The sequence below is a fragment of the Bacillus sp. AFS029533 genome, from assembly GCF_002585125.1.
Lineage (GTDB): Bacteria > Bacillota > Bacilli > Bacillales > Bacillaceae_G > Gottfriedia > Gottfriedia luciferensis_B.
This window is the reverse complement of sequence record NZ_NUQC01000001.1, coordinates 119,203-141,141: the sequence shown is the minus strand read 5'-3', so window position 1 is coordinate 141,141 and position 21,939 is coordinate 119,203. Positions and strand designations below refer to the sequence as shown.

The following is a 21,939-nucleotide window of genomic DNA, read 5'->3' as shown; positions in this document are numbered from 1 at the left end:
ATGGTTAACATTCACACAAATGAAAGATTACGATGCTACTGAGGTAACAAATGAGGTGAATACAGTTGAAGCTTGATACATGGCTAAGCCAACGAATTAGTACGAGAAAAACAGCAGGTTTATATAGGAAATTACGAACAATGAATTCGGCACCACTTACTGAAATTTTGATTGATGGTCAAAAGCAAATTGTCTTTTCATCAAATAATTATTTAGCCCTTGCAAATGATCCTAAAGTAATACATGCCACAGAAATGTGTTTGCGAGACTTTGGAGTTGGGAGCAGTGGCTCGAGATTAACGACTGGCCATACAGATTGGCATCAAAAACTTGAGGAAAAGATTGCCTCATTTAAACAGACAGAGAAAGCCCTCCTTTTTTCAAGTGGGTATTTGGCAAATGTTGGTGTGCTATCATCTTTGCCTGAAAAGGGGGATGTTATATTGAGCGATCAATTAAACCACGCAAGTATTATTGACGGGTGTCGTCTTTCAAAAGCAAAAACGGTTGTCTATAACCATATTGATATGATTGATCTAGAGGGAAAATTGAAAGAATCGGCATCCTACCAAAGGCGATTTGTCGTAACAGATGGTGTTTTTAGTATGGATGGGACAATAGCCCCGCTCGATCAGATCATCTCACTTGCAAAACGATATGATGCCTACGTCATAGTTGATGATGCGCACGCAACAGGTGTTTTAGGTAAGAATGGGAGAGGAACAAGCGAATACTATGGAATCCATCCCGATGTTGTTATTGGTACCTTAAGCAAAGCTATTGGCACCGAAGGAGGGTTTGTAGCTGGTTCACACATATTAATTGACTTTCTGATAAACCATGCAAGGACCTTTATTTTTCAAACAGCTATGCCACCGGCGATCTGTGCAGCTTCCTATGCTGCATTTGAAATCATTGAAGATAGTCATACTAAGCGTCAGCAGTTATTTTCCAATGTAAAAAAAATAAAAGCTAGATTAAAAGAAATGGGTCACACCGTGAAGGGCGATCTTACTCCAATCATTCCAGTTCTCATAGGAGATTCGAAAGAGGCAGTGCTTTTTTCTGAAAAGCTTCTGGAAAATGGGATATACACCCCTGCGATCCGTCCCCCAACTGTACCAAATGGAGAAAGTCGCATAAGGTTAACGGTTACCTCCGACCATTCCGCGAAAGAAATTGATTATTTATTGGATTGTTTTCAAAGTATAGGAAAAGAGTTGAACATAATAAAGTGATCATTATTTTTGTAACTGGAAATATTGGCAAATCGATTATATTTAATAGTTCTTAATTTTCATTTCGCCTAGCTGTTGTTAAATAATCACCAATGAAAGTTAAATTAGGATAATAAAAAAAGAGTTTATAATTTTGATAGGATCAAGGAGACTGACATGAAGACGGATTACCAAGCATTTTCATTTACGACCGAGTTTTTTCAAAACCCTTATCAATTTTATGAGAAACTTCGGTCCATGCAACCAATCTATCGAGGAAATCTCATTAAAAATCCTGGCTGGTATGTTACAGGTTATGAGGAAGCAATTACCATCCTGAAAGATAAACGATTTAAAAATCGCATCCCACTGCCAGAGGGCTCAAAAAAATATGAGCAGCTAAAAAATATTCAAAAAGACATGATGCTTTTTAAAAACAAATCAGACCATAGGCGTTTGCGTTTTCTCGTTAGTAACGTATTTACACCAAAAATAGTGGAGCAACTTCGACCATCTATCGAAGAAACGGTAAATGAATTATTGCAACCATTTCAAAATCAGAAATCACTAGATGTAGTTTCTGATTTAGCGTTTCCTCTAGCAAGTCTCGTTATTGCGAGAATAATAGGCGTACCAAAAGAGGATTTATTTCAATTTAGAGAATGGGCGACAAGTTTAATTCAAAGTATTGATTTTACTCGTAGGGGAAAGGTGTTAGAAAACGGGGATGCAATTACTATAAAAGCAATGGATTACTTTAACGAACTGATTAGAATACGAAAACTTAACCCGAAAGAGGACTTGATTAGCAAGCTAATTATGGAGGAACAGCAAGGGGACAAGTTATCAGACGATGAATTATTAGCAACCTGTATATTACTGGTTATTGCCGGTCATGAGACAACCGTTAATCTTATCAGCAATTCAGTTCTTACTTTACTAAATCATCCTAAACAACTAATGAAACTTAAAGAAAATTCATTTTTGATTGACCAGGCTGTTGAGGAGTGTTTACGATATGAGAGCCCAACACAAATGATCGCTCGGGTAGCTACAGAAGATATTGATATTCATAATACATCTATAAAAAAAGGGGACCAAATATATCTCCTATTAGGAGCGGCTAATCGAGATCCACATAAATTTCATAATCCTAATCAATTTGATATTACGAGAAATCCTAATCCTCATATTTCTTTTGGAAATGGGGCACATTTTTGTTTAGGTGCCCCACTGGCACGCCTAGAAGCACAAATTGCGATTAAAACTCTCTTAGATTGGAAAAAAAACATACAGCTAGCCTCTTCAAACTTAAAATGGCAAAAACTAATTGGATTTCGATCTTTAAAAGAGCTCCCAATTATATTTGATTAAGTAAAAATAAAATATCGTTTTCTTATTAGAGACTGCTAGAGTGCAAACCGCTCTTGCAGTCTCTATTTTACGAATTGTTTTCAAAGAAAGAATTAGATACATTAATATCATATGTGAACAAATATTGAAAATAGAAATAAAGGTTAAAAGTAGAACGATAACGAAATAATTAAAAATACTACCTGAAAGGCTGGTCTAAAATGCTTAATTTTGTTTTTCCTGGTTTAGTCTTAATTATTCTAGTTGCAGTTTTTGTACTATTTAATAGAATCATTAAGAAATCTAAAAGATCATAGTTTGATAGAGAAAAGAATGTACAATTTGATTCTTTTTTTTATTTGGCCTTGTTAATGTGCAAATTAAAAATCGAAAAAACCACTTTAACAAAGATTACAAAATATCCATACAAATTATACCTTATTTACAGTATATATACAGTTCCTAAATACTCTTCCTTTATATTGAAATTAAGAAAATAATCAATAGGGAGTGTTATTAATGGGGAACAAGAAAACGATTATCAGTGCTGCTTTAACAATTGCAACAGCAACAACATTAGGATTTAATCATTTTGTAGATGCAAAAGAATCCGATAATAGTCACAAACAAGGAAAGGCTAAAAATGTGATCGTCTTTGTTGGAGACGGAATGGGGGCTGCTCACCGTGAGGCGATCCGACTGGCTACTGTTGGACAAACTGGTAAACTAGCAATGGATGATATGCCTTATGCTGGATTGGTACATACTAGCTCAACTACTGCTATAACAGATTCTGCAGCTGCGGCTACTGCTATGGCGTCTGGGGTAAAAACGTATAATGGGGCAATTGGTGTTGATGCAAACAAGAATTCAGTAAAAACAGTCTTGGAAATGGCGAAAGAAGCTGGTAAATCAACTGGTTTAGTTACAACTAGCCAGATTACGGATGCAACGCTAGCTGCATTTGGTGCCCATGTGACAGATCGTTCAAAACAAAGTGATATTGCTAAGCAGTATCTTGAAAACAGTAAAGTTGATGTTCTATTAGGTGGAGGAGAGGACTTTTGGTATCCTGCAGGAAATGCTGGAAGCTACGAAGACCACCCTGCAAAGGACCCTTCTGAACAAAGTAAAGGAACACAAGGAAATCTTGTTGAAGAAGCGAAAAAGCTTGGTTACAATTATGTAACGAATGCAAATGAGTTTCAAAAAGCGAAAAATGGTAAGTTGTTAGGTCTTTTTGCAAATGAAGAAATGTTCGAACAAAGAGAAGAGGGAAAAGGTGATCTTTATGATCCAGTAGTATCTCTTCCTGACATGACAAAAAAAGCAATCGATACTTTATCGGATAATAAAAAAGGTTTCTTCTTAATGGTAGAAGAAGAAGGCACAGACGAAATGTCACATGAGAACAATGCTGAAAAAGTGATCAAAGCTGGTCAAGAACTAGATAAATCAGTAACTGTAGCTAAAGAATACGCAAAGAACCACCCTGACACTCTTGTTCTAGTTGTAGCAGACCATGAATGTGGCGGCTTATCAATTGAAGATGTAGACAGCAAAGATGAGTCTGGCGATGGAATATCTAAAGAAGACGGACCATTTAATGTGGCAAACAGTAGCAATCAATTCATGATTGACTGGACAACAAGTGGTCACGGTGGCGTATCTGTTCCTTTAACAGCAATTGGTGCTGGAGCGGAGCTATTATCAGGAACATATGAAAACACTTATATCTATGAGGCTATTAAACAAGCAATGGGTTTGAAAAAATAATTTTGTTGAAAAACATTCCATTTATCTAATGGGATGTTTTTTTATTGAGACATCGGCAAGCGTTATAACAAAAAGAAAAACAGCGTTATTTACTAAATGAAAGAGAAAAGTCCAAGAAGGGGAATCACATAGACAAAGAGAATTAATGTTTTAAGGAAAAAACGGAAGAAATTATGCTAAAGATACTTTAATTACATTGAAATAATAAAAATAACTAAATAAAGGTAGTGTTATGTTGAGAAAACGGGTAATAGTACTTTTTTTAATCTGTTTTGTTTTAATTGCTTGTATACTTTTTAAATCGAAAACAGAATCGGACATTCCAAAAATAGATCACATTGTAATCGTAATTGAGGAAAATCATGCGAAACAGCAGATTATGGGAAACCATTCTGCACCTTATATTAATAAACTAATGAAGCAAGGTGCCAACTTAACTAACTATCATGCAATTGAACACCCTAGTCAGCCGAATTATTTGGACTTGTTCTCTGGATCAAATCAAGGTGTCACTGACGATGCTTTACCAAAAACAAAATTTTCAGCAGATAATTTAGCAAGTGAGCTTAATGAAAAAAAACTAACATTTGCCGGTTATTCTGAAGATTTGCCTTCAGTTGGTTTTAACGGAGAATCCAACAAAGATTATGCACGCAAACACAATCCATGGGCTAATTTTACAAATGTCTCAAAGAAAGCAAATCAACCATTAGAAAAATTTCCAACAAATTTTAGTAAACTTCCAACTGTTTCGTTTATAATCCCTAATCTCCAAAACGACATGCACGATGGAACTATTAAACAAGGAGACCTGTGGTTAAAAAAACAAATTGGTGCTTATGTCAAATGGGCAAAAACGAATAATAGTTTGTTAATTGTAACGTGGGATGAAGATGACTTTTCACATAATAACAAAATTCCTACTGTTTTTGTCGGACCTATGATAAAAAAAGGACAATATAACGAAAATTTAAACCATTTTAATCTTTTACATACAATAGAGGATATTTACGGATTAAAACATGCAGGAACAAATAAATCTGTTAAAACGATTAAAAATATATGGAAATAATTAGTGGCTTAATAATGGATGATGTAGTCAATAAAGATGAGTCTAGCAAGGTGATTTTTTGGCAAACAGTAGCAATCTAATCAGGATTGACTGGACAACAAGCGGTGATTTTAAGAAACATTCCATTTTTTATGGAATGTTTTTTTGAGCTGAAAAATTGAGCGGATAAATTAATTGTAAAAAAGTTGACAAAGTTTTAAAAAAGGGATTTGTAGAAAAATGCAGAATTTTATATTCATAATCAGAGAGGAGGTGTTTTCATGTACCTAGATGAAATACGCTCAAGAGCAAGGGATACCTTGAGAGGGAATTGGAAAAAATTTATTGGATATACGATCATAGTGAATCTATTAACTACATTAGTTGAAAATAGACTTTCTATATACTTCCCAAATCCCATAAAAAATGAATTGACGAAATACATATCTTTTTTTATTAGCTGGGATGACTACGTAACGTTTATATATAGTCTATTTATTTCGGCAATCATTACGATTGGGAGTACACGGTTATTTACATTTGCGACAAAGGAAGATGAGCAACCTTATTCCTTACAAACAATATTTTATTATTTTACTAACTTAAACTTATATTTAAATGCATTTTTACTAAATTTCTTAACTTATTTATATTCTACGCTTTGGACATTGCTTTTGATTGTTCCTGGCATTATAAAATCATATTCATATCGAATGGCCCCATACATATTTATTGAAGAACCACATTTGACTCCAAATGATGCCATTACAAAGAGTAGAAAAATGATGGATGGATATAAGTGGAAATTGTTTTGTTTAGACATTTCTTTTATTGGTTGGATTCTTTTATGCATTTTATCGATTGGGATTGGGTTTTTATGGTTGTTTCCTTATATGAGTGCAAGTGAGGCGCATTTTTATCATGAATTAAAAGGAAATTCAAAAAATGATACTGACGCTAAAGTTTTAGTATAAGTTATTAGAAAGATATTAATTAGTTGAAGAGTTTTTTTATAAAAAAACGGCTGTCCTATTTCAAATGATAAAGGACAGCCATTTTTTTACTTTACCTTGAGTAGATATAGTTTAATTAATGTCTTAAAAGGAAAGTGTAAACTTAATAGGGAATATCTATCATAAGAGGTGTTCGGACAATGTCGTTATTAAAGAGATATGGGAAATGGCTTTTCAAATTTGATAATAGAAGGAATGATCTAGCTGAATTCATCCTGGAGATAATTTTTTTACCTTCTCTTTTTTGGGGAACAAAATTCCTTCTTAAGAATTATTCTTTTATTATTGCTTTATTAGTTGTGTTTTTATCTATAAATCTCTATTCTCTCTTGGATGGCTTATTAAGAAAAAATTTAAATGAATTTAATGTCAACATACCAAAATGGATCAGTATTATTCCGACTACTTTGATCATTGCTTATATACTTTTTATAGATAAATAGAAAGGATCCCTAATATTTATATTGAGTGGAACCTAATAACTAAGTAGGAGGAATAATTATTAAAAAATCCGCTGAAATATACCCTAGAAAAATTAAAATTAAATACATATTAATAACGGCAATAGTACTTCATCTTGTCATTTTTTTGTTTCATTCTTTGCAACTAGAAGATTTTATTATTTCGATTGTATTATTTTGGGGAATCATTCAGCATAACAGAGAAGTAGATAAACTAAATAAATCTAGTATTTAAAAGGTATGTATTTAAAGATAGGGAGTATTTATGAACTATTGATAAAAAGGAAGTGATCTGTTGTCAGAAAATTGTATTAAAAGGGAACCAAATGTATCAAAAAAGAAAATCTTTGTATCACTATTATTTGTTCCAGGCTTTTATCTGATGGTTTTATTTACAACTGGATTAATCGTATTTGTTGGAAGTGGGTTAATCTTTATCATTCATTATTTTGTAGGTAAATTTTTAGGTGAATTAGGATTTGCATATTTTGGATTAATTTTACTCGATGCTCTACCTTTTTTTGGAATGATATTTGGAGTGGTAAGTTGTTTTATTGCAATTATTTCTATGTTTTTTAAAAATAAACAATTTGAGCCGGCTATATTAATTAATCCACATGATCATCCGAAACTTCGCGATTTAATTTCTGAACTTTCTGTAAAAATGGATTCACAAATGCCAGACGCGATCATTTTGCATGTAAAATCAAAATTTTTTGTGTCCGAAGGCAAAATTAATGTCTTTAATGGAACTGCAAAAGGTAGAATACTTGCAATTAGTTATCCTTTACTTCATGTATTAACGGTAAATGAACTACGTGCGATTATTGCCCATGAACTGTCACATTTTACGGGAAGAGATTTAGTTTTCCATAGGTTCGTTTTTCCTGTATATAAAGGTGCAAATAAGTATTTAGAGTATATTACATCATTATTTAATCACAATGGTCGTCGTCGTCCGATATTTATATCGATTCCAATGATATTACCAAAAGTACTTATGGAGTATTATCTTAAAATTTTCCACAAATATAATATGAAAATTTCTAGAGAAATGGAGTACAGAGCTGATTATATTGCATCAAAAATGTGTGGAAAAGAAAATTTTAAAGAGGCATTGTCCAAGTTAATAAGTCATGGTAATGTTTTTAATCGATTAATCGATGAACAAATGACTGAGAAAATTGTTCATGGTTTTCAATTTGAAAATTACTTTAGTTTTTACCGCGAACATGTTGAAACTTACAAAAAGCAAATAGAGGAGTCATTAGGTAAGGCTTTAAGAGATCATGAAGTAGAATACGCAACACATCCTACATTGAAAAATAGGATAGTAAATTTACCGAATGTTGATTCAATATATGATAATAATGAAGAAGCATTAGATTTAATCAATTCGTTTGATTATATAGAGGTAAGTATGACAAAGTATTATAATTATTATCTAAATGACAATGCTATTCATTTCTGATGATTGATAGCTCATCTAAAATAGATATTAAAAATTTAATGGAAAAACTCGTAAAAATTAGGAGCTAAAATTAGCTCCTTTTTTCTTTTATGGTAACATAATAGGAAGGATTAATATTCTTTTACATTGAATATTTTAATGGTTAACAAATATGATAAGTTCATTTTAACAATTTTAAATAATAATAAATGTTTGCTAGTTATAAGGCATAGTTAGATTAGGTCTTTGATGTTAAATGCAAATGTTTGAGAACAGGAGGAAGCATCATGACAAAAATAGCAATTATTTCAGATATCCACGGAAATAAAACTGCATTAGAAGCAGTTTTAAAAGATATTCGCTCTAGAGAAATTGAGAGGATTTTTTGCTTAGGTGATTTAATTGGTAAGGGGCCTCAAGGATCAGCGTGTATAGAGCTCGTTCAAAAAAATTGCGAAAAAGTGGTCCGTGGCAATTGGGATGTATTTATTCAGTCACCTGCAGAAAATGATTTTATACAATGGTTTAGAGACCGACTAACAGAAAAAGACTATCAATTTCTAGCTTCATTACCTTTTCATATTGATCTAGAATTAAATGGACAATTAATCAGGTTTTTTCATGCTTCACCAAGGAGTGAATTTGAGAGGATTCTACCTTTTCATCCAATTGAAAAACGGTTAAGTATGTTTGAAAATAGCGAGATAACAAATTCAAATAAAAACGAAAAGACTCCTGATATCATCTTTTATGGAGATATACATACAACCTTTTTGGAAACTTTCAAAAACGGAATTTTATGCAATGTAGGAAGTGTGGGAAATTCTCTTGATTTAACTTCAGCGTCGTATGCGATTCTTGATGGTTCTTATTCAACTAATTCAATCCAATTTGTAAGGGTGGAATATGATCGAGAAGCTGAACTTATGATTGCCGATGAGTTAAAATTGCCGGATCTAGATAAATATCATGACGAAATAATGTTCGCTAAGTACAGAAATTCATAATCTAAAATAAAAAACAGTGGGAAACCGTAGCTTTCCACTGTTTATTTTATTATTTAACTGGTTTTTTCAAAAATGGTTTTGATAGTCTCCATGAATGATTTTCACTTACAAATGTGGAACTTAATAGCAATGCCCCACCAATCATTTGAACAATTGTCATTTTCTCATGTAAGAAAACAGTTGAAATTAATAAAGAGGTGATTGGATCAACATAACTTAATGCTGCTATACTTTGCCCATTTAATTTTTGCATACCTGAAAAGAATAATAAGAATCCAATGCCCGTGTGTACGATTCCTAGGATTATTATAAATGGAATTGAAGAAACTGAGACGTCCAAAATCCCGAATCCTTCAGTAATGAATACATATGGTATGAGAAGTAATGAGGCTGTTCCAAGTTGGATAAGTGTAATTTCTAAGTCACCCATGTTTTTAATAAACTTATTGAGTAACATTAGAGAAGCATAAAACACAGCAGCTAATAATCCATAGCCAATCCCAATAAAATCCTCTAATCTAGCCGTGCCGAGCCCACCACTAGCAACTACTAATAACATACCGAATATGGCTATGACTATACAAATTAATTTCTTAGTTGATAATATTTCTTTCAGAACTAATGGGGATAAAATCAGGACTATGACTGGTGCAAAATAATAACTTAGTGCCGCGTTAGAAACAGTCGTATATTTATAAGCTTGAAAAAGAAAAATCCAATTTCCACCCAATGTAATACTAGAAAGTAAAAATATATAAATGTTATTTTTTATTGATGCCCATGATATTTTTTTCTTACCGATAAGCATGTATGTTATTAAAAATAAACTACCAATTAAACCACGCAATAAAGCTATTTCACTCGAAGCTAAATCAATGTACCTTATAAATACGCCAATCGTACCAAAGATCACCATTGATAGTAGGAATTGAATTTTAGATTTCATCGTCTACTCCTTCGAATCTACGAAACAGCTTATATTTCGCAGATTCTTAATCTGTTTTTAATATAAGCTCATTTAGTTTTACTAAAACAGCAGGAGTAAAGGGTGGTGGCGGTGAAGTTGAAAATGGTTTCCAAATATATAATTTAATAGAAGATAAAGGCATTTCGATTCCCCCTATTTCAAAAGCATATTAGTGTTACAATCAATTATACTAGATGAATGATTATGTAATGTACAAAACATTTATAAAAATAAAGATAGGAGATATAATATGGAAAAACAACGTAAAATTATTTTATACATTGGTACTTCAATTGATGGATATATAGCTAATAATGATGGTACGTTAGAATGGTTAGAAACAACAGAAGTAGAAGGAGACTCTGGCTATCATACACTTTTAGAAAGAATTGACACTATTATGATGGGAAAAGCAACATATGATGTCGTTCGTGGATTTGATATGGAGTATCCTTATAGTACATATAAAAACTATGTGTTTTCAAAATCTGCAACAGGATCAGATGAATATGCTACTTTTATAGATGAAGATATTAAAACTTTTATACAAGATTTAAAGCAACAACCTGGTAAAGATATTTGGTTAGTTGGTGGAGGGAATCTAGCTCGAGAATTTTTTAAAGAAAATTTGATTGATGAATTTCAACTTGCGATAGCACCAATCGTTTTGGGGAAAGGAATTTCTCTTTACACTGGTCATGACATTACCCAAAAATACACTTTAACGAAAGTAGAAAAGTTAGGTCAACTTGCTATGCTTCATTATGTAAAAAAATAGTAAATTCACACAGAAAAGAGCATTGAAATAAATCAATGCTCTTTTTACAATTCCTTTAATCTGATAATAGGGTCTTTTCTTGCTACTAAGTAAATAGTCTAACCGAATGCAGGTTAATTTGATCAAAACTATCTAATACATAAATAAACCATAATCTTCTAAGCTTGGATCTTCAAAAGTTTCGCTCCAATCATCATCTACTATTAACATACGGTTTTTCCAACGAATGTATGTAGTATTGCAAGAACATTAGAAAAATTTTAAGATTAAATTGTTCCTATAATTTTAGTGACTTTAATATAAAGGAGTAAGTTATGAATGGTAGAAACAGTAAACTGGAAAAATAATGCGATTGGACGTAAATTTATAACTTCTTTTAGCGGAGGAAAAGATAGTGTACTAGCTTTATATAAAGCTATGAAAGTAGGGAAAGCGGTTGGATTAATCGTTATGCTAGAGGAGGAAGGGAAACGTTCTAGATCGCACGGAATGCCTCCCGAAATAATACACGCTCAAGCTGAATCAATCGGTTTACCTGTGTATACAGGGGTGGCAAGTTGGCAGGAATATGAAAAAGTGTTTACCCAACTATTAGACAATGCAAAAAATCAAGGAGCAGATGTATTAGTAACGGGTGACATAGATATGCCTGCTCAAGATTGTTGGCATGATAAGGTTACAAAGAATGTTGGAATAAAGCTCGGTATGCCATTATGGGAATTGAATCACCGTGAAGCTGTCGATGAGTTTATAAATAGAGGTTTTCAAACGATTGTGGTAACAGTCAACTTATCGTTAGGAATGAAAGAAAAAGATTTAGGAAGAATGTTAACTCATGAATTTGTGAAGGAACTTGAAACTCGAGGGATTGATCCATGCGGAGAAAGTGGTGAGTTCCATACTACCGTGATAGATGGACCGATTTTTAATTATCCGATTTTTGTTAAAGAGTGCGAGATTATTAGGGACGGAGAGTATGCTTATTTGCCTTTGAAACTTACATAATTGAAATAGGAATTAAGAATAAATATAAAATATTAAATTAATTATGGTGAAATTTAGATAACAAAAATCTTCCAGGGAGAATTTCCTATGTATTCTTTTTTTCAAAAAGAAAAACAGCGATTTATGAAAATCGGATTAAAACCTATCGTTTGGATTGCAATATTATTTGCCGTTTTAATCGTAAGTGGATTTGATATGAATATTAAAGAGGTGTTGATTTATCTTGTACTTTATCAAATCGGTAAGAGCATTATCTATTACTTTGAATCAAAAAAGGTAAATTGGAAGGAAAGTATTAAAGGAATTATTATTTGTCTATTAATTGTAATTGTATATCACATTTTATTTCAACTCTTAATCTCAGTAGGTTTTAAGTCAATAAAGGTTATTAAAGTTATAATCGGCTTACTAGTTGCCACTTTGGGAATATTATCATTTTTGGATCTAACTTTTATTATTCCTTTTAAGATTCTTAAGCAAAAGGGAATTAGAAGAAAATAGAACTTAGGTTTTAAAAAAATCGGCAGAAAAAAACAAGGGAAGGGACAAATCTATGAAATTGTTAGTTTCAATCGTATTAGCAACCATTTTAGGCATAGTTCTTATGATGTTAGGAGAAGTTGGTATAATTATAGGCTTTGGAATTTTAGCTGGTACTTTGTTTAGAGGAGTATATCTTTTAAACGATTTAAGCAATAGACTTTCAAAAGTAGCCCCAATTGTACCGAAATCTGATAAGGTAAAAGAAGCTTATGAAAATTATTTAAGAGAAAAAGATATAAACATTTGAGGATGGAAATTATTTCGATCCTTTTTTTGTTGTATACTATTTAAATGGTTCTTACATTTTATAATAAAATGCTGAAATTAACCCAAATTACAAATAAGCGTTGTTAGTGTAATATTATAATAGAATTATATATAAAATTGTAATTATACTTTCATGGGGGAAATAGTATTGGTAACAACAAATAGTAAATCTATATCTTCATTAACTTTAGGGGTTTTATCGATCATTATTCCTTATATCGGTTTTATACTCGGAATAATAGGTCTATTTATATCTCGAAAAAGTATTGCCGAAATAAATCGTACGAATGAAAAAGGGAAAGGTTTAGCAATTTCCGGAAGGGTTTGCAGTATTGTTGGAATATGCATACAGTCAATTTTGATTATCATTTTAGTTTTAGGAATTATTACTTTTTTTTCAATGAATGATAATATGACTTTTTAATGAAAACATAATTGAACAAAAGTTTTCGAATGAAAATGATCATACTTTGAAGTTACTTTGACTGTTTGGATTTAAATGTATATAGTTTATATTAAAGTCTTATCTATCTACATAATTTTTGATTGAGGAGGGACGGACATGGAAGTTTTTGCAGATTATTTAGCAGGGATTGATCATCCAGACCACCGTGAGCGAACTGCTGAAATTTTGGATTGGATTTCGAATAAATTTCCTAGCATAGAGCCACAAATTAAGTGGAATACGCCGATGTTTTCCAATCATGGCACATTCATCATTGGCATTTCGACCGCGAAGCAACATATGAGCGTATCACCTGAAGAAAAAGGTATTGTTCAATTTGCTGATGAAATAGCAAAGGCTGGGTATAGTGCTACAAAAGGTTTGTTTCGTATTCCTTGGAAAGTCCCAGTTAATTATGAATTACTTGAGAAAATGATTGAATTCAATATTCAAGATAAAGCAGAATATACGTCATTTTGGCGTAAATAATGTTACTTATTACATAAACTAGTTGGTAACAAAACGATTAAATAAAAAATAGGAGCTGATTAGATCAGTTCCTATTTTTTATTCCAGAGTGTTGAAATATAAAATGGTCAATAGGGAAAACGGACATTAAATTGAACTTATTTATAATGAAATTATCATTTTTGGATGATTTATTAATTGTTTTAAATGTTAATATTTTGAGCAATTTCATGATTCCAATAACACTAGACATGTTTTTTTCAGAAGTTAAAAATTATGAGCTTATTCATAGAAAAACAAATTCATTTGATTAATTTAGTTTAATATTCGATATTAATAGAACTACAAACTGATTAATAAAAACTGCTGGATTACTCTAAGTAAAGGCTNNCTACTCCTTTTACGAAAATTTGGTCATTTAATCGACAAGGATATTTTTTATTTAGAAAGATTTAAATCGTAACAAGGTCATTTAAAGTACTAAATCGAATAAGATAGTATCAATGTTTTAAGATAAGTGGTGATTTAAGTGAAAGATAAAGTACCAAAGAAAATCCATATCATTGGTTCAGTTGGAAGTGGTAAGACGACATTAGCAAGACAAATGTCTAAAAAGCTAAATATACCTTATTATGAGTTAGATAATGTTGTATGGATAAGGCAAAAGGGCCATAAAGATATCAGGCGTTCCGAACAAGAAAGAGAATGCCATTTAGATACACTCATTCGCTCGGATACATGGATTATTGAAGGTGTTCATAGTGAAGAATGGGTAAGTAATAGTTTTCAAAATGCAGAGTTAATTATTTTTTTAGATACAAGCTATTCTGTTAGAACCTACCGAATAATTAAAAGATATTTCTTACAAAAACTTAAATTAGAGAAGTCAAATTATCAACCGACACTTAAAATATTCTTCAAGATGTTTAAATGGAATAAGTATTTTGAAGAAGTGGGGAAACCAACATTTTTTTCAAAGTTTAAAGATTACAATGATAAAATATTGGTTGTTAATCATATAAATGAGGTTGAAGATTATTTTAACGAAAATAGATCAAAAAATATAGGAATCGCGAAATAGCGGTTCCTAATATTTTTATTGCAGCCATCTTAATGCAATGGGATTGGCAGGTTTTCTACTAATTCTGATAAAAATACAAAATGTGCTTCTTCTTTAATTTTAGGTATATATTCCTTTATGACATTTGAGGTAATTTCGCCTGGTTCTCCAACATGTCCAATCGCTATCATAGTTGGTTCTACTTTTACTTTTTCTAATAGTAATCGTGTTTGCTTTTCTATATGTTTATAAGTGTATAAATCATCGAAGAATAACTTGTTTTCGATGACCGGCACGCCTATCTCATCTGCAATTTTAGTAACTACGCTCCGATAATTCGTCTTACTATCGAAAAAAAATAGGCCCCTTTCTTTACAAGCAGTTAAAACTATGCGCATTACTCTTTCATCGGAAGTTGCTTTTGAACCCATATGATTATTTATTCCTATTGCATATGGGACGTCATCAATAGCGGCTAGAACTCTTCTTCGAATTTCGTCATCACTTAAGTTGGTCTTAATCGCATTTGGACCTAACCAACTTGCTTTTCCTTTTCTCGGTTCCATTGGCAAATGAACAATTACTTCATAGCCTTTAGAATGAGCAACAGTTGCATCCTTTTTAGTTGAAGGTAAAAAAGGCATTACTGCAACTGTCAATGGGATCGGTAGCGAAAGCATTTGGTCCGTTCCTTTCATGTTGTTACCAAAATCATCAATCACTATCGCAAGCTTATGATTAGGCTCAGCAAATACTGTAGAGCAGGTAGTAGATAGAGCTACTAATATAGAGAAAATAGAAGTAATCCAAAGCTTCATCGGTAAATCTCCTTTTCCATTAATTACTATGCTCTACTATTTTCTGTGATTATAAAGAAAATAACCGTAAAAATTGAAAAGAAACTAAAATACAACACGTAAATATGATTTTGTGCTCAATTTTAAAAATAAAAATTCAATTAAAATATAAAGTTGAAGATATTATGAGTAGTGTATTGCAGTTCATTTTTTTATTTTAATTCCAATTTTACTTTCTAAAAAGGAACTTTAATTCTGTTGGAGAATGTAATTAAGTTAAAGTTTTGTTTCATCTTAGGAGGATATATGAAAGATTTCCATTGCTGCGCAACGTGTCAGCATTTTAAAGCTGAGAAACAAGTAAAAGGTATGAAATATTATTGTAGTAGATTGGGATTTGAAACAATGACGAACTATAAGTTTAATTGCTGGAGTCCAAATGTGAATGTGAAGAAGTTGATAAATAAGTTGAAAATGGACAGATAGACACATAAATAAAAAGAGGAAGATAATATGAATAGAAATAGGTTATATAAATCAAATACAGATTATGTATTTTTAGGTGTATGTGGAGGGATTGCAGAAGCTTTATCAATCGCATCAATTCTTGTAAGATTGGTATTTGTATTTTTGCCAGTATCTCTTTTAGTCTATCTAGTTTTGGGAGCACTGATGGGAAATGATGATTTTTATTACGTTGAAGATGGAAAGAAGAAGAGTAGGCTTAAAACACTGGTACTTGCTTTTGTTTTTGCTGTAATCGTAATGGTAATTTTATCAAACTTGGGTCTTTAGTAGGCGACCTCAACTAATTAAATAACAGATAAGTTGTAGAAGGTCCAAAAACGTTTGAGATAGATACCTATCATAATAAGTGAACAGGTGTGGTGAAATTGGACAACAACGAAACCATTTTAGTAGAGAAACAATTAAGTATACTCAATGAAATAAACACAATTTGTTTAAATCTAACAATTCAACTCTGGCTACGTGGAGGGTGGGCAATTGATTTTCTTCTTGGTAAAGTGACCCGAGAACACTCGGATATTGATTTAGTCACTTACATTCAATATCGGGAAAAATTAGAATGGGCAATGGTTAATGCTGGTTTTAATAAAATCCCAGTCAGTATGCTTCAAACGGATTTCATTAAAGATCAGGTTGAAGTGAGTTTTGTGTTTGTTAGGATAACAGAAGAAGGTAAAATCATAGCGAATGGTTTTCCTGCCTGGGAATGGAGAAAAGATGCTTTGCCAATTCAACAATATGATTTAAAAGGTATTTCAATAAATGTCCTAAATCCATACCAGTTACTTGAAGAAAAAAAGGTATATGAAAAAGGTACTGGACGCAAGCTGCGTCCAAAGGACATTGAGAGTATGAAAATAATTCAAGGAATGATTGATGAAATAAGCTAATTGAACTGAACGTAATAGATAGTAGTTTAATAAGAAAAGGAGAGAAAAGAAATGAGCACCACAAAAATTACTATGAAAAGTCCAACACCTATACTTCGTATGTTCGATGAAGATAAGGCAAAAGAATTTTACATAACATTTTTAGAATTTGAGATTGATTGGGAGCACCGATTTGAAGAAGATTTTCCTTTATATATGCAAATTTCTTATAACAACTGTATAATTCATCTTTCTGAGCACCATGGAGATTGTAGTCCAGGTGCAGCTATTCGAATTGAGGTAGAAAATTTAGACTTACTTCATTCAAAGCTACTTTCAAAGAAATATAAATATGCTCGCCCTGGCATCGAAGAAACTCCTTGGAAAACACGAGAGGTTCGGGTTGGTGATCCATTTGGTAATAGAATCGTCTTTTATGAGAACATGAAAGACTAAAAGAATTATTTCAATAATGTGAAGAACAATTAGAGGAATTACTTAAGGAGTATTCTAATTAATCCTCTTAAAAATTGAAAAAATGATTAAATCAGCCAATGTTTTTTACTATTTCAATCCTTTTTTTCTAGATATTAGTGAAGACCAAACGAACTGTATTAATCCTGCAGTCAAGACGCCTACAAGCGTATCCCTCATTCGATCCATCGCATAATCCTTTGATTGATGCTCAAATGCAAAGACAAATAGAATTGTGAGAGCTACCTGGTGAAATACTTTTTTGTCAAATTTTAAATATTTAGCAATATATGTACCAATTAGAATTAAAAGTCCTAAGGTCCATCCGTTGACTTTTAGATAACTTGCAATTATTACTGTAACTACAATTCCTATCATTGTGCCAATTACTCGCTTGATTGATAAACTAATGGTTTTGTCCATTGTCGATTGAATTGTAAGAATAAGAGAAACTGGACCTAGGTAGGGATGTGAGGAACCAAAAAATTTTGAGATTTCCCATGCCAATGTAGAACCAATTGATAATTTCCAAATCAGACTAGTTATATTTTCAGATGAGTTCAGTGATTGTGTTTCTTCCATAAGCACCTCTTGTAGAACTTTTCCATTTTTCTTTTATTATCCACTCAAATTAAATCCATTATGTATGTTTTGTTATTAAGAATAAATATAAAATTGAATACTTATAATAGTGTTTAACTATTAGACAACTAATAATTGAAAAGAGATGAAACAATGATCACAGTCTTATTTGAGTATAAGTTTGAAAAGAAATTTTTAGAGGATTTTAAATCAAGATTAAAAAAATCAGCAGATCCAAAATTTAATTCCGAGCCTTCAAATATTGGAATGAATTTTATGCAAAGAGAAGATGAGCAAAATTATTACATCAATTTATTTATTAAATATAGAAGTATAGAAGAATATGAAGAACGAACTAGATTTGAAAGAAGTCAGGTTGAATGGAATGAAACTTGGTTTAGTAATGACATTACCCATGAACTATTATCAGTAACAATCTGGAAGGATTTTAGTCCAATGTCCTAACATCTTCTTTGAAAAGTGATTTCTTATACTTCACGAAAATTTTGTGAACTTGGCATAAAAGATAATTTTTATATACCCGCAAGGAATTCATATTTCCTTGCGGGTTGTATCATTTATTCGTTAAAGTAAAAACTGAAATTTCTGGTACACTAAAGAATCGAAACGGAAGCCTAGTTGTTCCTATACCCCGATTAACGTATAAGTTCAAAGGTTTTATATGATGATTTATTTTATATAATCCTTCAGTATAAATAGTTGCTAATGGCGGAGTATAAATTGCTTCGTGAAATGGAAGTTTAACTTGTCCACCATGACTATGGCCAGAGAGTTGTAAGTCAACTGGAAACTCTTTAATTCGTTCTGCTACATCGGGTTCATGTACTAATAAGAGATTAAAGGCGTTTTTTCGTATACTTTTAAATGCTTTTGCTGGATTTGGTCTTCCTAAAAGATAGTCATCCAAACCAATAATATTAAGTTTACTGTGATCTTTTAAGACGATTTCTTTCTGTTCATTTTCTAAAACTGTAAATCCCGATTTTATGAAAACTGATGCTGAGATTTTCTTTCCTGCTCCTCCAACGTCATGATTACCGTAAATAGCATATTTACCATATTTTGCTTTTAATTGTTGAAGTACAGCAGGGATTTGATCTATCTTATTGTATATAGCGCTGTTATCAATTAAATCACCAGTAAATACAATTAAATCAGGGTTTTGGTTATTAATTTGGTCGACAACATTATTTAATTGCTTTAATGTATAATGAGCACCAAGATGGCTATCACTAAACTGAACAATTTTAAATCCTTCCATTTGCTTTGAAACGGAATTTGATGTGATTGTTATTTGATTTACATCTAACATTTTTGGTTCAATACTTTTTGAATAACTATATAAAATAATAGGGAAAATTAACAATATCAACGTAAAAACTATTAATCTTCTAACGATCCTTCGAAATATGGTATATTTCATGTCTATAACCTGCCTTTTATGAATGAATTGATACAATTAAGATTGTAAATAAAATAAATAGAGCACTGACTAAAATTTCAATTATCCTCATGTTTTCACTCCTCCTAGAACAGTTTAAGCTCCTTTTGTTACATGAACGTGACAAAATATCATAATGAACGGAGGGATTAAAAATCAATATTCTAATTGCTGATGATGAAAAAGATATGTTAAAGATCTTACAGGCATATTTCAAAAAGGAAGGATATACCGTTTTCCTAGCAGAAGACGGAGAACAAGCTATCGAAATCTTTTATAGCGAAAAAATTGATTTAGCTATTTTAGATTGGATGATGCCTTTTAATAGTGGAATGAATGTGTGTAAAGAAATAAAGAAAAATGGGGAAACAAAAGTCTTAATGCTAACAGCTAAAAGTGAAGATGAAGACGAATTACTAGCTCTTAAACAAGGAGCTGACGATTATGTAAGAAAGCCATTCCATCCTGGTGTCCTGATTACTAGAGCTAAAAAATTACTAAAAGAGGAACATCTTATTGTAATTGGTAATATAAAAGTAGATTTTAAAGGTAAAATAGCATTTAAAAACGAGGAAAATTTAAATTTAACGAAAAAGGAAATTGATTTATTAAGCTGTTTTGTTCGTAATCGCGGAAATATTTTGTCACGTGAGGATTTATTAGTGAATGTTTGGGGGATTGATTACGATGGAGATGATCGAACGGTGGATACCCATATAAGAAGATTAAGAGAAAAAATAGGAGAAGATCTTATTCAAACACATCGAGGTTTAGGATACAGTCTTATAAAAGAAAAATGAATCGATTAGGAAGAAAAATATCGATAACAATTACATTATGTATTCTTTTTGTTTTTATTTTTTATCTAATGATTAATTCTTATTTATTACCTAAATATTATTTATTTCAGATGAAAAATAGAGTGCATGACCTTTCAACAGAGATAAACAAGATGCCAATGGCTGAGTTTAAACAGTCCATAAATCAATTGGAACAAGAAAATAATGTAACAATCGCTTATGAACCAATTCAAACAAATTTAGACCATTTTAATGGAATATTAAGAGATAATTTATATCAAAAAAGAGTAACCTTAAATAAATTTTGGGTTACAGAAGATACAATAAACCAAGTTAAGAGTGGCAAAAGAATAAGTAAAATTTACAATCAAGGTAAGTTGAAATCTAGTTTTTTAGTCGATTTTATTCAAAAGGATAATGTATTTATTGTAGTGGGTGTCTCTATTGTATATTTAAGTGATGCGGTTCAAATCGTAAATAAGTTTACAATTTATATTATGATTTTCTTGATCTTAATGTTGATTTTAATGGTTTGGATTTGGTCAAAAAAAATAACTGATCCGTTAAAAGAGTTAAAAGATATTTCAATAGAAATCGCCCAATTAGAATTTAAAAAGGCAAAAATTTCAACTAATGATGAAATCGAAGAACTTGCTCAAAGTATTAACGAAATGAGCGATAAATTGAGGATTGCCCATGATGATTTAAATCAACGGAACGCAAATTTAAAAACGTTCATATCAGATATTTCTCATGAACTTAAAACACCACTGGCTTTAATCAAAGCTTATTCTGCAGGCATAAAAGACGGAATAGATGATGGGACCTATGTTGATACAATCATTAGACAAACAGATCAAATAAACCGTTTAATCGATAAATTATTAGAGTTATCAAGAATTGAACGAGAAATATTACATGTCGAACAATTTGACTTAATTAAGCTTTTTGAATCTAGTTTGGAAAACTTTGAAATCGAATTGAATCAAAATAATATCACTTTAACAAAAGAATATATTGGTACGAACCAACTAAATATTGAAGTAGATCGTGACCAATTTGAGAAAGTATTTAATAATTTAATTAGTAATGCAATTAAATATACAAAATACCCAGAAATTAAGATTAAGATTTACGAGGAAAATGAGGAAATTTTATTCAAGATTAAAAATGAAACAAATCTTAAAAATTCTACTCAAATTAAGCAAATGTGGGAACCGTTTTATGTTATGGAGGCTTCTCGAAATAAACATTTAACAGGCACAGGCTTAGGTCTAGCGATTGTAAAATCGATTTTATATCGTCATCATTTAAAACATGATGTGGAATTAATTGATGGTAATATTCAATTTTCAATTCATTTTCCAAAACCCTTACAGTAGAGTATGGGTTTTCACGTTGTTGGAAAACAACCTTGTCAATTTATCAAATTTTCGTAAAAGGAGTAAAGTGATGTTGATTTCCATTACAGGATCTCGCTTTCCATGGGGCGAGATTCTTNNGTCTCAGCCTTCCCGCTTATCCAATAGGAGTCGAGCATCCCTCCATTCCAATCAACTAATTCAT

25 protein-coding genes are annotated in these 21,939 nt (G+C 31.5%); 21 read left to right on the top strand and 4 right to left on the bottom strand.

What is annotated here, in order from left to right; genetic code table 11:
- The first annotated feature begins 65 nt into the window (after positions 1 to 65).
- From bioF to COE53_RS00680, 7 genes are all read left to right on the top strand, one after another.
- Positions 66 to 1,238, top strand: coding sequence for an 8-amino-7-oxononanoate synthase (gene bioF, locus COE53_RS00715; protein ID WP_069032313.1), 1,173 nt, complete (start codon positions 66 to 68; stop codon positions 1,236 to 1,238).
- A gap of 156 nt (positions 1,239 to 1,394) precedes the next feature.
- Positions 1,395 to 2,591, top strand: coding sequence for a cytochrome P450 (locus COE53_RS00710; RefSeq protein WP_098947261.1), 1,197 nt, complete (start codon positions 1,395 to 1,397; stop codon positions 2,589 to 2,591).
- A gap of 498 nt (positions 2,592 to 3,089) precedes the next feature.
- On the top strand, positions 3,090 to 4,346 hold the full coding sequence (locus tag COE53_RS00705; protein ID WP_069032315.1) for an alkaline phosphatase: 1,257 nt from the start codon (positions 3,090 to 3,092) through the stop codon (positions 4,344 to 4,346).
- Between the two features lie 232 nt (positions 4,347 to 4,578).
- A complete protein-coding gene (locus tag COE53_RS00700; RefSeq protein WP_084006739.1) occupies positions 4,579 to 5,418 on the top strand; it encodes an alkaline phosphatase family protein in 840 nt (279 codons plus the stop codon).
- 260 nt (positions 5,419 to 5,678) lie between these two features.
- On the top strand, positions 5,679 to 6,371 hold the full coding sequence (locus COE53_RS00695; protein WP_098947259.1) for a DUF975 family protein: 693 nt from the start codon (positions 5,679 to 5,681) through the stop codon (positions 6,369 to 6,371).
- Positions 6,372 to 7,166: 795 nt separating this feature from the next.
- On the top strand, positions 7,167 to 8,342 hold the full coding sequence (locus COE53_RS00685) for a M48 family metallopeptidase (protein WP_069032319.1): 1,176 nt from the start codon (positions 7,167 to 7,169) through the stop codon (positions 8,340 to 8,342).
- A gap of 266 nt (positions 8,343 to 8,608) precedes the next feature.
- Positions 8,609 to 9,328, top strand: coding sequence for a metallophosphoesterase family protein (locus tag COE53_RS00680; protein ID WP_069032320.1), 720 nt, complete (start codon positions 8,609 to 8,611; stop codon positions 9,326 to 9,328).
- Between the two features lie 49 nt (positions 9,329 to 9,377).
- On the opposite strand, the gene COE53_RS00675 is transcribed toward COE53_RS00680, so the two are convergent.
- The gene (locus tag COE53_RS00675) at positions 9,378 to 10,274 is read right to left on the bottom strand and encodes a DMT family transporter (protein WP_069032321.1); all 897 of its coding nucleotides are present in this window, start codon (positions 10,272 to 10,274) and stop codon (positions 9,378 to 9,380) included.
- A gap of 271 nt (positions 10,275 to 10,545) precedes the next feature.
- Between COE53_RS00675 and COE53_RS00670 the strand changes: the two genes are divergently transcribed.
- From COE53_RS00670 to COE53_RS00640, 7 genes are all read left to right on the top strand, one after another.
- On the top strand, positions 10,546 to 11,073 hold the full coding sequence (locus tag COE53_RS00670) for a dihydrofolate reductase family protein (protein ID WP_069032322.1): 528 nt from the start codon (positions 10,546 to 10,548) through the stop codon (positions 11,071 to 11,073).
- Between the two features lie 318 nt (positions 11,074 to 11,391).
- Positions 11,392 to 12,078 (top strand): Dph6-related ATP pyrophosphatase, encoded by a 687-nt coding sequence (locus COE53_RS00665; protein ID WP_069032323.1) that lies wholly within the window; start codon positions 11,392 to 11,394, stop codon positions 12,076 to 12,078.
- 87 nt (positions 12,079 to 12,165) lie between these two features.
- Positions 12,166 to 12,579: a hypothetical protein gene (locus COE53_RS00660; protein WP_069032324.1), complete on the top strand. Its 414-nt coding sequence runs from the start codon at positions 12,166 to 12,168 to the stop codon at positions 12,577 to 12,579.
- A gap of 52 nt (positions 12,580 to 12,631) precedes the next feature.
- Positions 12,632 to 12,868: a hypothetical protein gene (locus COE53_RS00655; RefSeq protein WP_069032325.1), complete on the top strand. Its 237-nt coding sequence runs from the start codon at positions 12,632 to 12,634 to the stop codon at positions 12,866 to 12,868.
- A 168-nt stretch (positions 12,869 to 13,036) separates the two neighbouring features.
- Positions 13,037 to 13,312 (top strand): DUF4190 domain-containing protein, encoded by a 276-nt coding sequence (locus COE53_RS00650; RefSeq protein ID WP_254664535.1) that lies wholly within the window; start codon positions 13,037 to 13,039, stop codon positions 13,310 to 13,312.
- Positions 13,313 to 13,450: 138 nt separating this feature from the next.
- On the top strand, positions 13,451 to 13,822 hold the full coding sequence (locus COE53_RS00645) for an iron chaperone (RefSeq protein ID WP_069032327.1): 372 nt from the start codon (positions 13,451 to 13,453) through the stop codon (positions 13,820 to 13,822).
- Positions 13,823 to 14,330: 508 nt separating this feature from the next.
- A complete protein-coding gene (locus COE53_RS00640) occupies positions 14,331 to 14,882 on the top strand; it encodes an AAA family ATPase (protein WP_069032328.1) in 552 nt (183 codons plus the stop codon).
- 29 nt (positions 14,883 to 14,911) lie between these two features.
- Here the strand turns inward: COE53_RS00640 and COE53_RS00635 are convergent, their stop codons facing one another.
- A complete protein-coding gene (locus COE53_RS00635) occupies positions 14,912 to 15,679 on the bottom strand; it encodes a divergent polysaccharide deacetylase family protein (protein WP_069032329.1) in 768 nt (255 codons plus the stop codon).
- A gap of 285 nt (positions 15,680 to 15,964) precedes the next feature.
- Between COE53_RS00635 and COE53_RS00630 the strand changes: the two genes are divergently transcribed.
- The 4 genes from COE53_RS00630 to COE53_RS00615 all read left to right on the top strand — a co-directional run bounded on the left by COE53_RS00630 (position 15,965) and on the right by COE53_RS00615 (position 17,511).
- Positions 15,965 to 16,144, top strand: a complete 180-nt coding sequence (locus COE53_RS00630) for a hypothetical protein (protein WP_069032330.1) — start codon at positions 15,965 to 15,967, stop codon at positions 16,142 to 16,144.
- A gap of 27 nt (positions 16,145 to 16,171) precedes the next feature.
- Positions 16,172 to 16,453 carry a PspC domain-containing protein gene (locus COE53_RS00625; protein WP_069032331.1) on the top strand — a complete coding sequence of 94 codons (282 nt, stop codon included), beginning with the start codon at positions 16,172 to 16,174 and terminating at the stop codon, positions 16,451 to 16,453.
- 92 nt (positions 16,454 to 16,545) lie between these two features.
- Positions 16,546 to 17,076, top strand: coding sequence for a nucleotidyltransferase domain-containing protein (locus COE53_RS00620; RefSeq protein ID WP_254664545.1), 531 nt, complete (start codon positions 16,546 to 16,548; stop codon positions 17,074 to 17,076).
- A gap of 51 nt (positions 17,077 to 17,127) precedes the next feature.
- Complete coding sequence (locus COE53_RS00615) at positions 17,128 to 17,511, top strand: glyoxalase superfamily protein (protein WP_069032333.1); 384 nt, start codon at positions 17,128 to 17,130, stop codon at positions 17,509 to 17,511.
- Between the two features lie 108 nt (positions 17,512 to 17,619).
- Here COE53_RS00615 and COE53_RS00610 read toward each other — a convergent pair whose 3' ends face one another.
- Complete coding sequence (locus COE53_RS00610; RefSeq protein ID WP_069032334.1) at positions 17,620 to 18,111, bottom strand: FUSC family protein; 492 nt, start codon at positions 18,109 to 18,111, stop codon at positions 17,620 to 17,622.
- A gap of 153 nt (positions 18,112 to 18,264) precedes the next feature.
- Between COE53_RS00610 and COE53_RS00605 the strand changes: the two genes are divergently transcribed.
- Complete coding sequence (locus tag COE53_RS00605; RefSeq protein WP_069032335.1) at positions 18,265 to 18,576, top strand: hypothetical protein; 312 nt, start codon at positions 18,265 to 18,267, stop codon at positions 18,574 to 18,576.
- A gap of 109 nt (positions 18,577 to 18,685) precedes the next feature.
- Here the strand turns inward: COE53_RS00605 and COE53_RS00600 are convergent, their stop codons facing one another.
- Positions 18,686 to 19,555: a metallophosphoesterase gene (locus tag COE53_RS00600; protein ID WP_069032336.1), complete on the bottom strand. Its 870-nt coding sequence runs from the start codon at positions 19,553 to 19,555 to the stop codon at positions 18,686 to 18,688.
- Positions 19,556 to 19,728: 173 nt separating this feature from the next.
- Here COE53_RS00600 and COE53_RS00595 point away from each other — a divergent pair, with 173 nt between their 5' ends.
- A complete protein-coding gene (locus COE53_RS00595) occupies positions 19,729 to 20,373 on the top strand; it encodes a response regulator transcription factor (protein ID WP_069032337.1) in 645 nt (214 codons plus the stop codon).
- A gap of 152 nt (positions 20,374 to 20,525) precedes the next feature.
- The gene (locus COE53_RS00590; protein ID WP_175403439.1) at positions 20,526 to 21,755 is read left to right on the top strand and encodes a sensor histidine kinase; all 1,230 of its coding nucleotides are present in this window, start codon (positions 20,526 to 20,528) and stop codon (positions 21,753 to 21,755) included.
- The last annotated feature ends 184 nt before the right edge of the window (positions 21,756 to 21,939 follow it).

Bases quoted from the DNA above. Each gene is read 5' to 3' on its own strand.
- COE53_RS00660 (WP_069032324.1), top strand. From the start codon at position 12,166: ATGTATTCTTTTTTTCAAAAAGAAAAACAGCGATTTATGAAAATCGGA.
- COE53_RS00675 (WP_069032321.1), bottom strand. From the start codon at position 10,274: ATGAAATCTAAAATTCAATTCCTACTATCAATGGTGATCTTTGGTACG.
- COE53_RS00590 (WP_175403439.1), top strand. From the start codon at position 20,526: ATGCCAATGGCTGAGTTTAAACAGTCCATAAATCAATTGGAACAAGAA.
- COE53_RS00645 (WP_069032327.1), top strand. From the start codon at position 13,451: ATGGAAGTTTTTGCAGATTATTTAGCAGGGATTGATCATCCAGACCAC.
- COE53_RS00600 (WP_069032336.1), bottom strand. From the start codon at position 19,555: ATGAAATATACCATATTTCGAAGGATCGTTAGAAGATTAATAGTTTTT.
- COE53_RS00630 (WP_069032330.1), top strand. From the start codon at position 15,965: ATGAAAGATTTCCATTGCTGCGCAACGTGTCAGCATTTTAAAGCTGAG.
- COE53_RS00695 (WP_098947259.1), top strand. From the start codon at position 5,679: ATGTACCTAGATGAAATACGCTCAAGAGCAAGGGATACCTTGAGAGGG.
- COE53_RS00680 (WP_069032320.1), top strand. From the start codon at position 8,609: ATGACAAAAATAGCAATTATTTCAGATATCCACGGAAATAAAACTGCA.
- COE53_RS00605 (WP_069032335.1), top strand. From the start codon at position 18,265: ATGATCACAGTCTTATTTGAGTATAAGTTTGAAAAGAAATTTTTAGAG.
- COE53_RS00625 (WP_069032331.1), top strand. From the start codon at position 16,172: ATGAATAGAAATAGGTTATATAAATCAAATACAGATTATGTATTTTTA.
- COE53_RS00655 (WP_069032325.1), top strand. From the start codon at position 12,632: ATGAAATTGTTAGTTTCAATCGTATTAGCAACCATTTTAGGCATAGTT.
- COE53_RS00705 (WP_069032315.1), top strand. From the start codon at position 3,090: ATGGGGAACAAGAAAACGATTATCAGTGCTGCTTTAACAATTGCAACA.
- COE53_RS00670 (WP_069032322.1), top strand. From the start codon at position 10,546: ATGGAAAAACAACGTAAAATTATTTTATACATTGGTACTTCAATTGAT.
- COE53_RS00610 (WP_069032334.1), bottom strand. From the start codon at position 18,111: ATGGAAGAAACACAATCACTGAACTCATCTGAAAATATAACTAGTCTG.
- COE53_RS00710 (WP_098947261.1), top strand. From the start codon at position 1,395: ATGAAGACGGATTACCAAGCATTTTCATTTACGACCGAGTTTTTTCAA.
- COE53_RS00615 (WP_069032333.1), top strand. From the start codon at position 17,128: ATGAGCACCACAAAAATTACTATGAAAAGTCCAACACCTATACTTCGT.
- COE53_RS00635 (WP_069032329.1), bottom strand. From the start codon at position 15,679: ATGAAGCTTTGGATTACTTCTATTTTCTCTATATTAGTAGCTCTATCT.
- COE53_RS00665 (WP_069032323.1), top strand. From the start codon at position 11,392: ATGGTAGAAACAGTAAACTGGAAAAATAATGCGATTGGACGTAAATTT.
- COE53_RS00700 (WP_084006739.1), top strand. From the start codon at position 4,579: ATGTTGAGAAAACGGGTAATAGTACTTTTTTTAATCTGTTTTGTTTTA.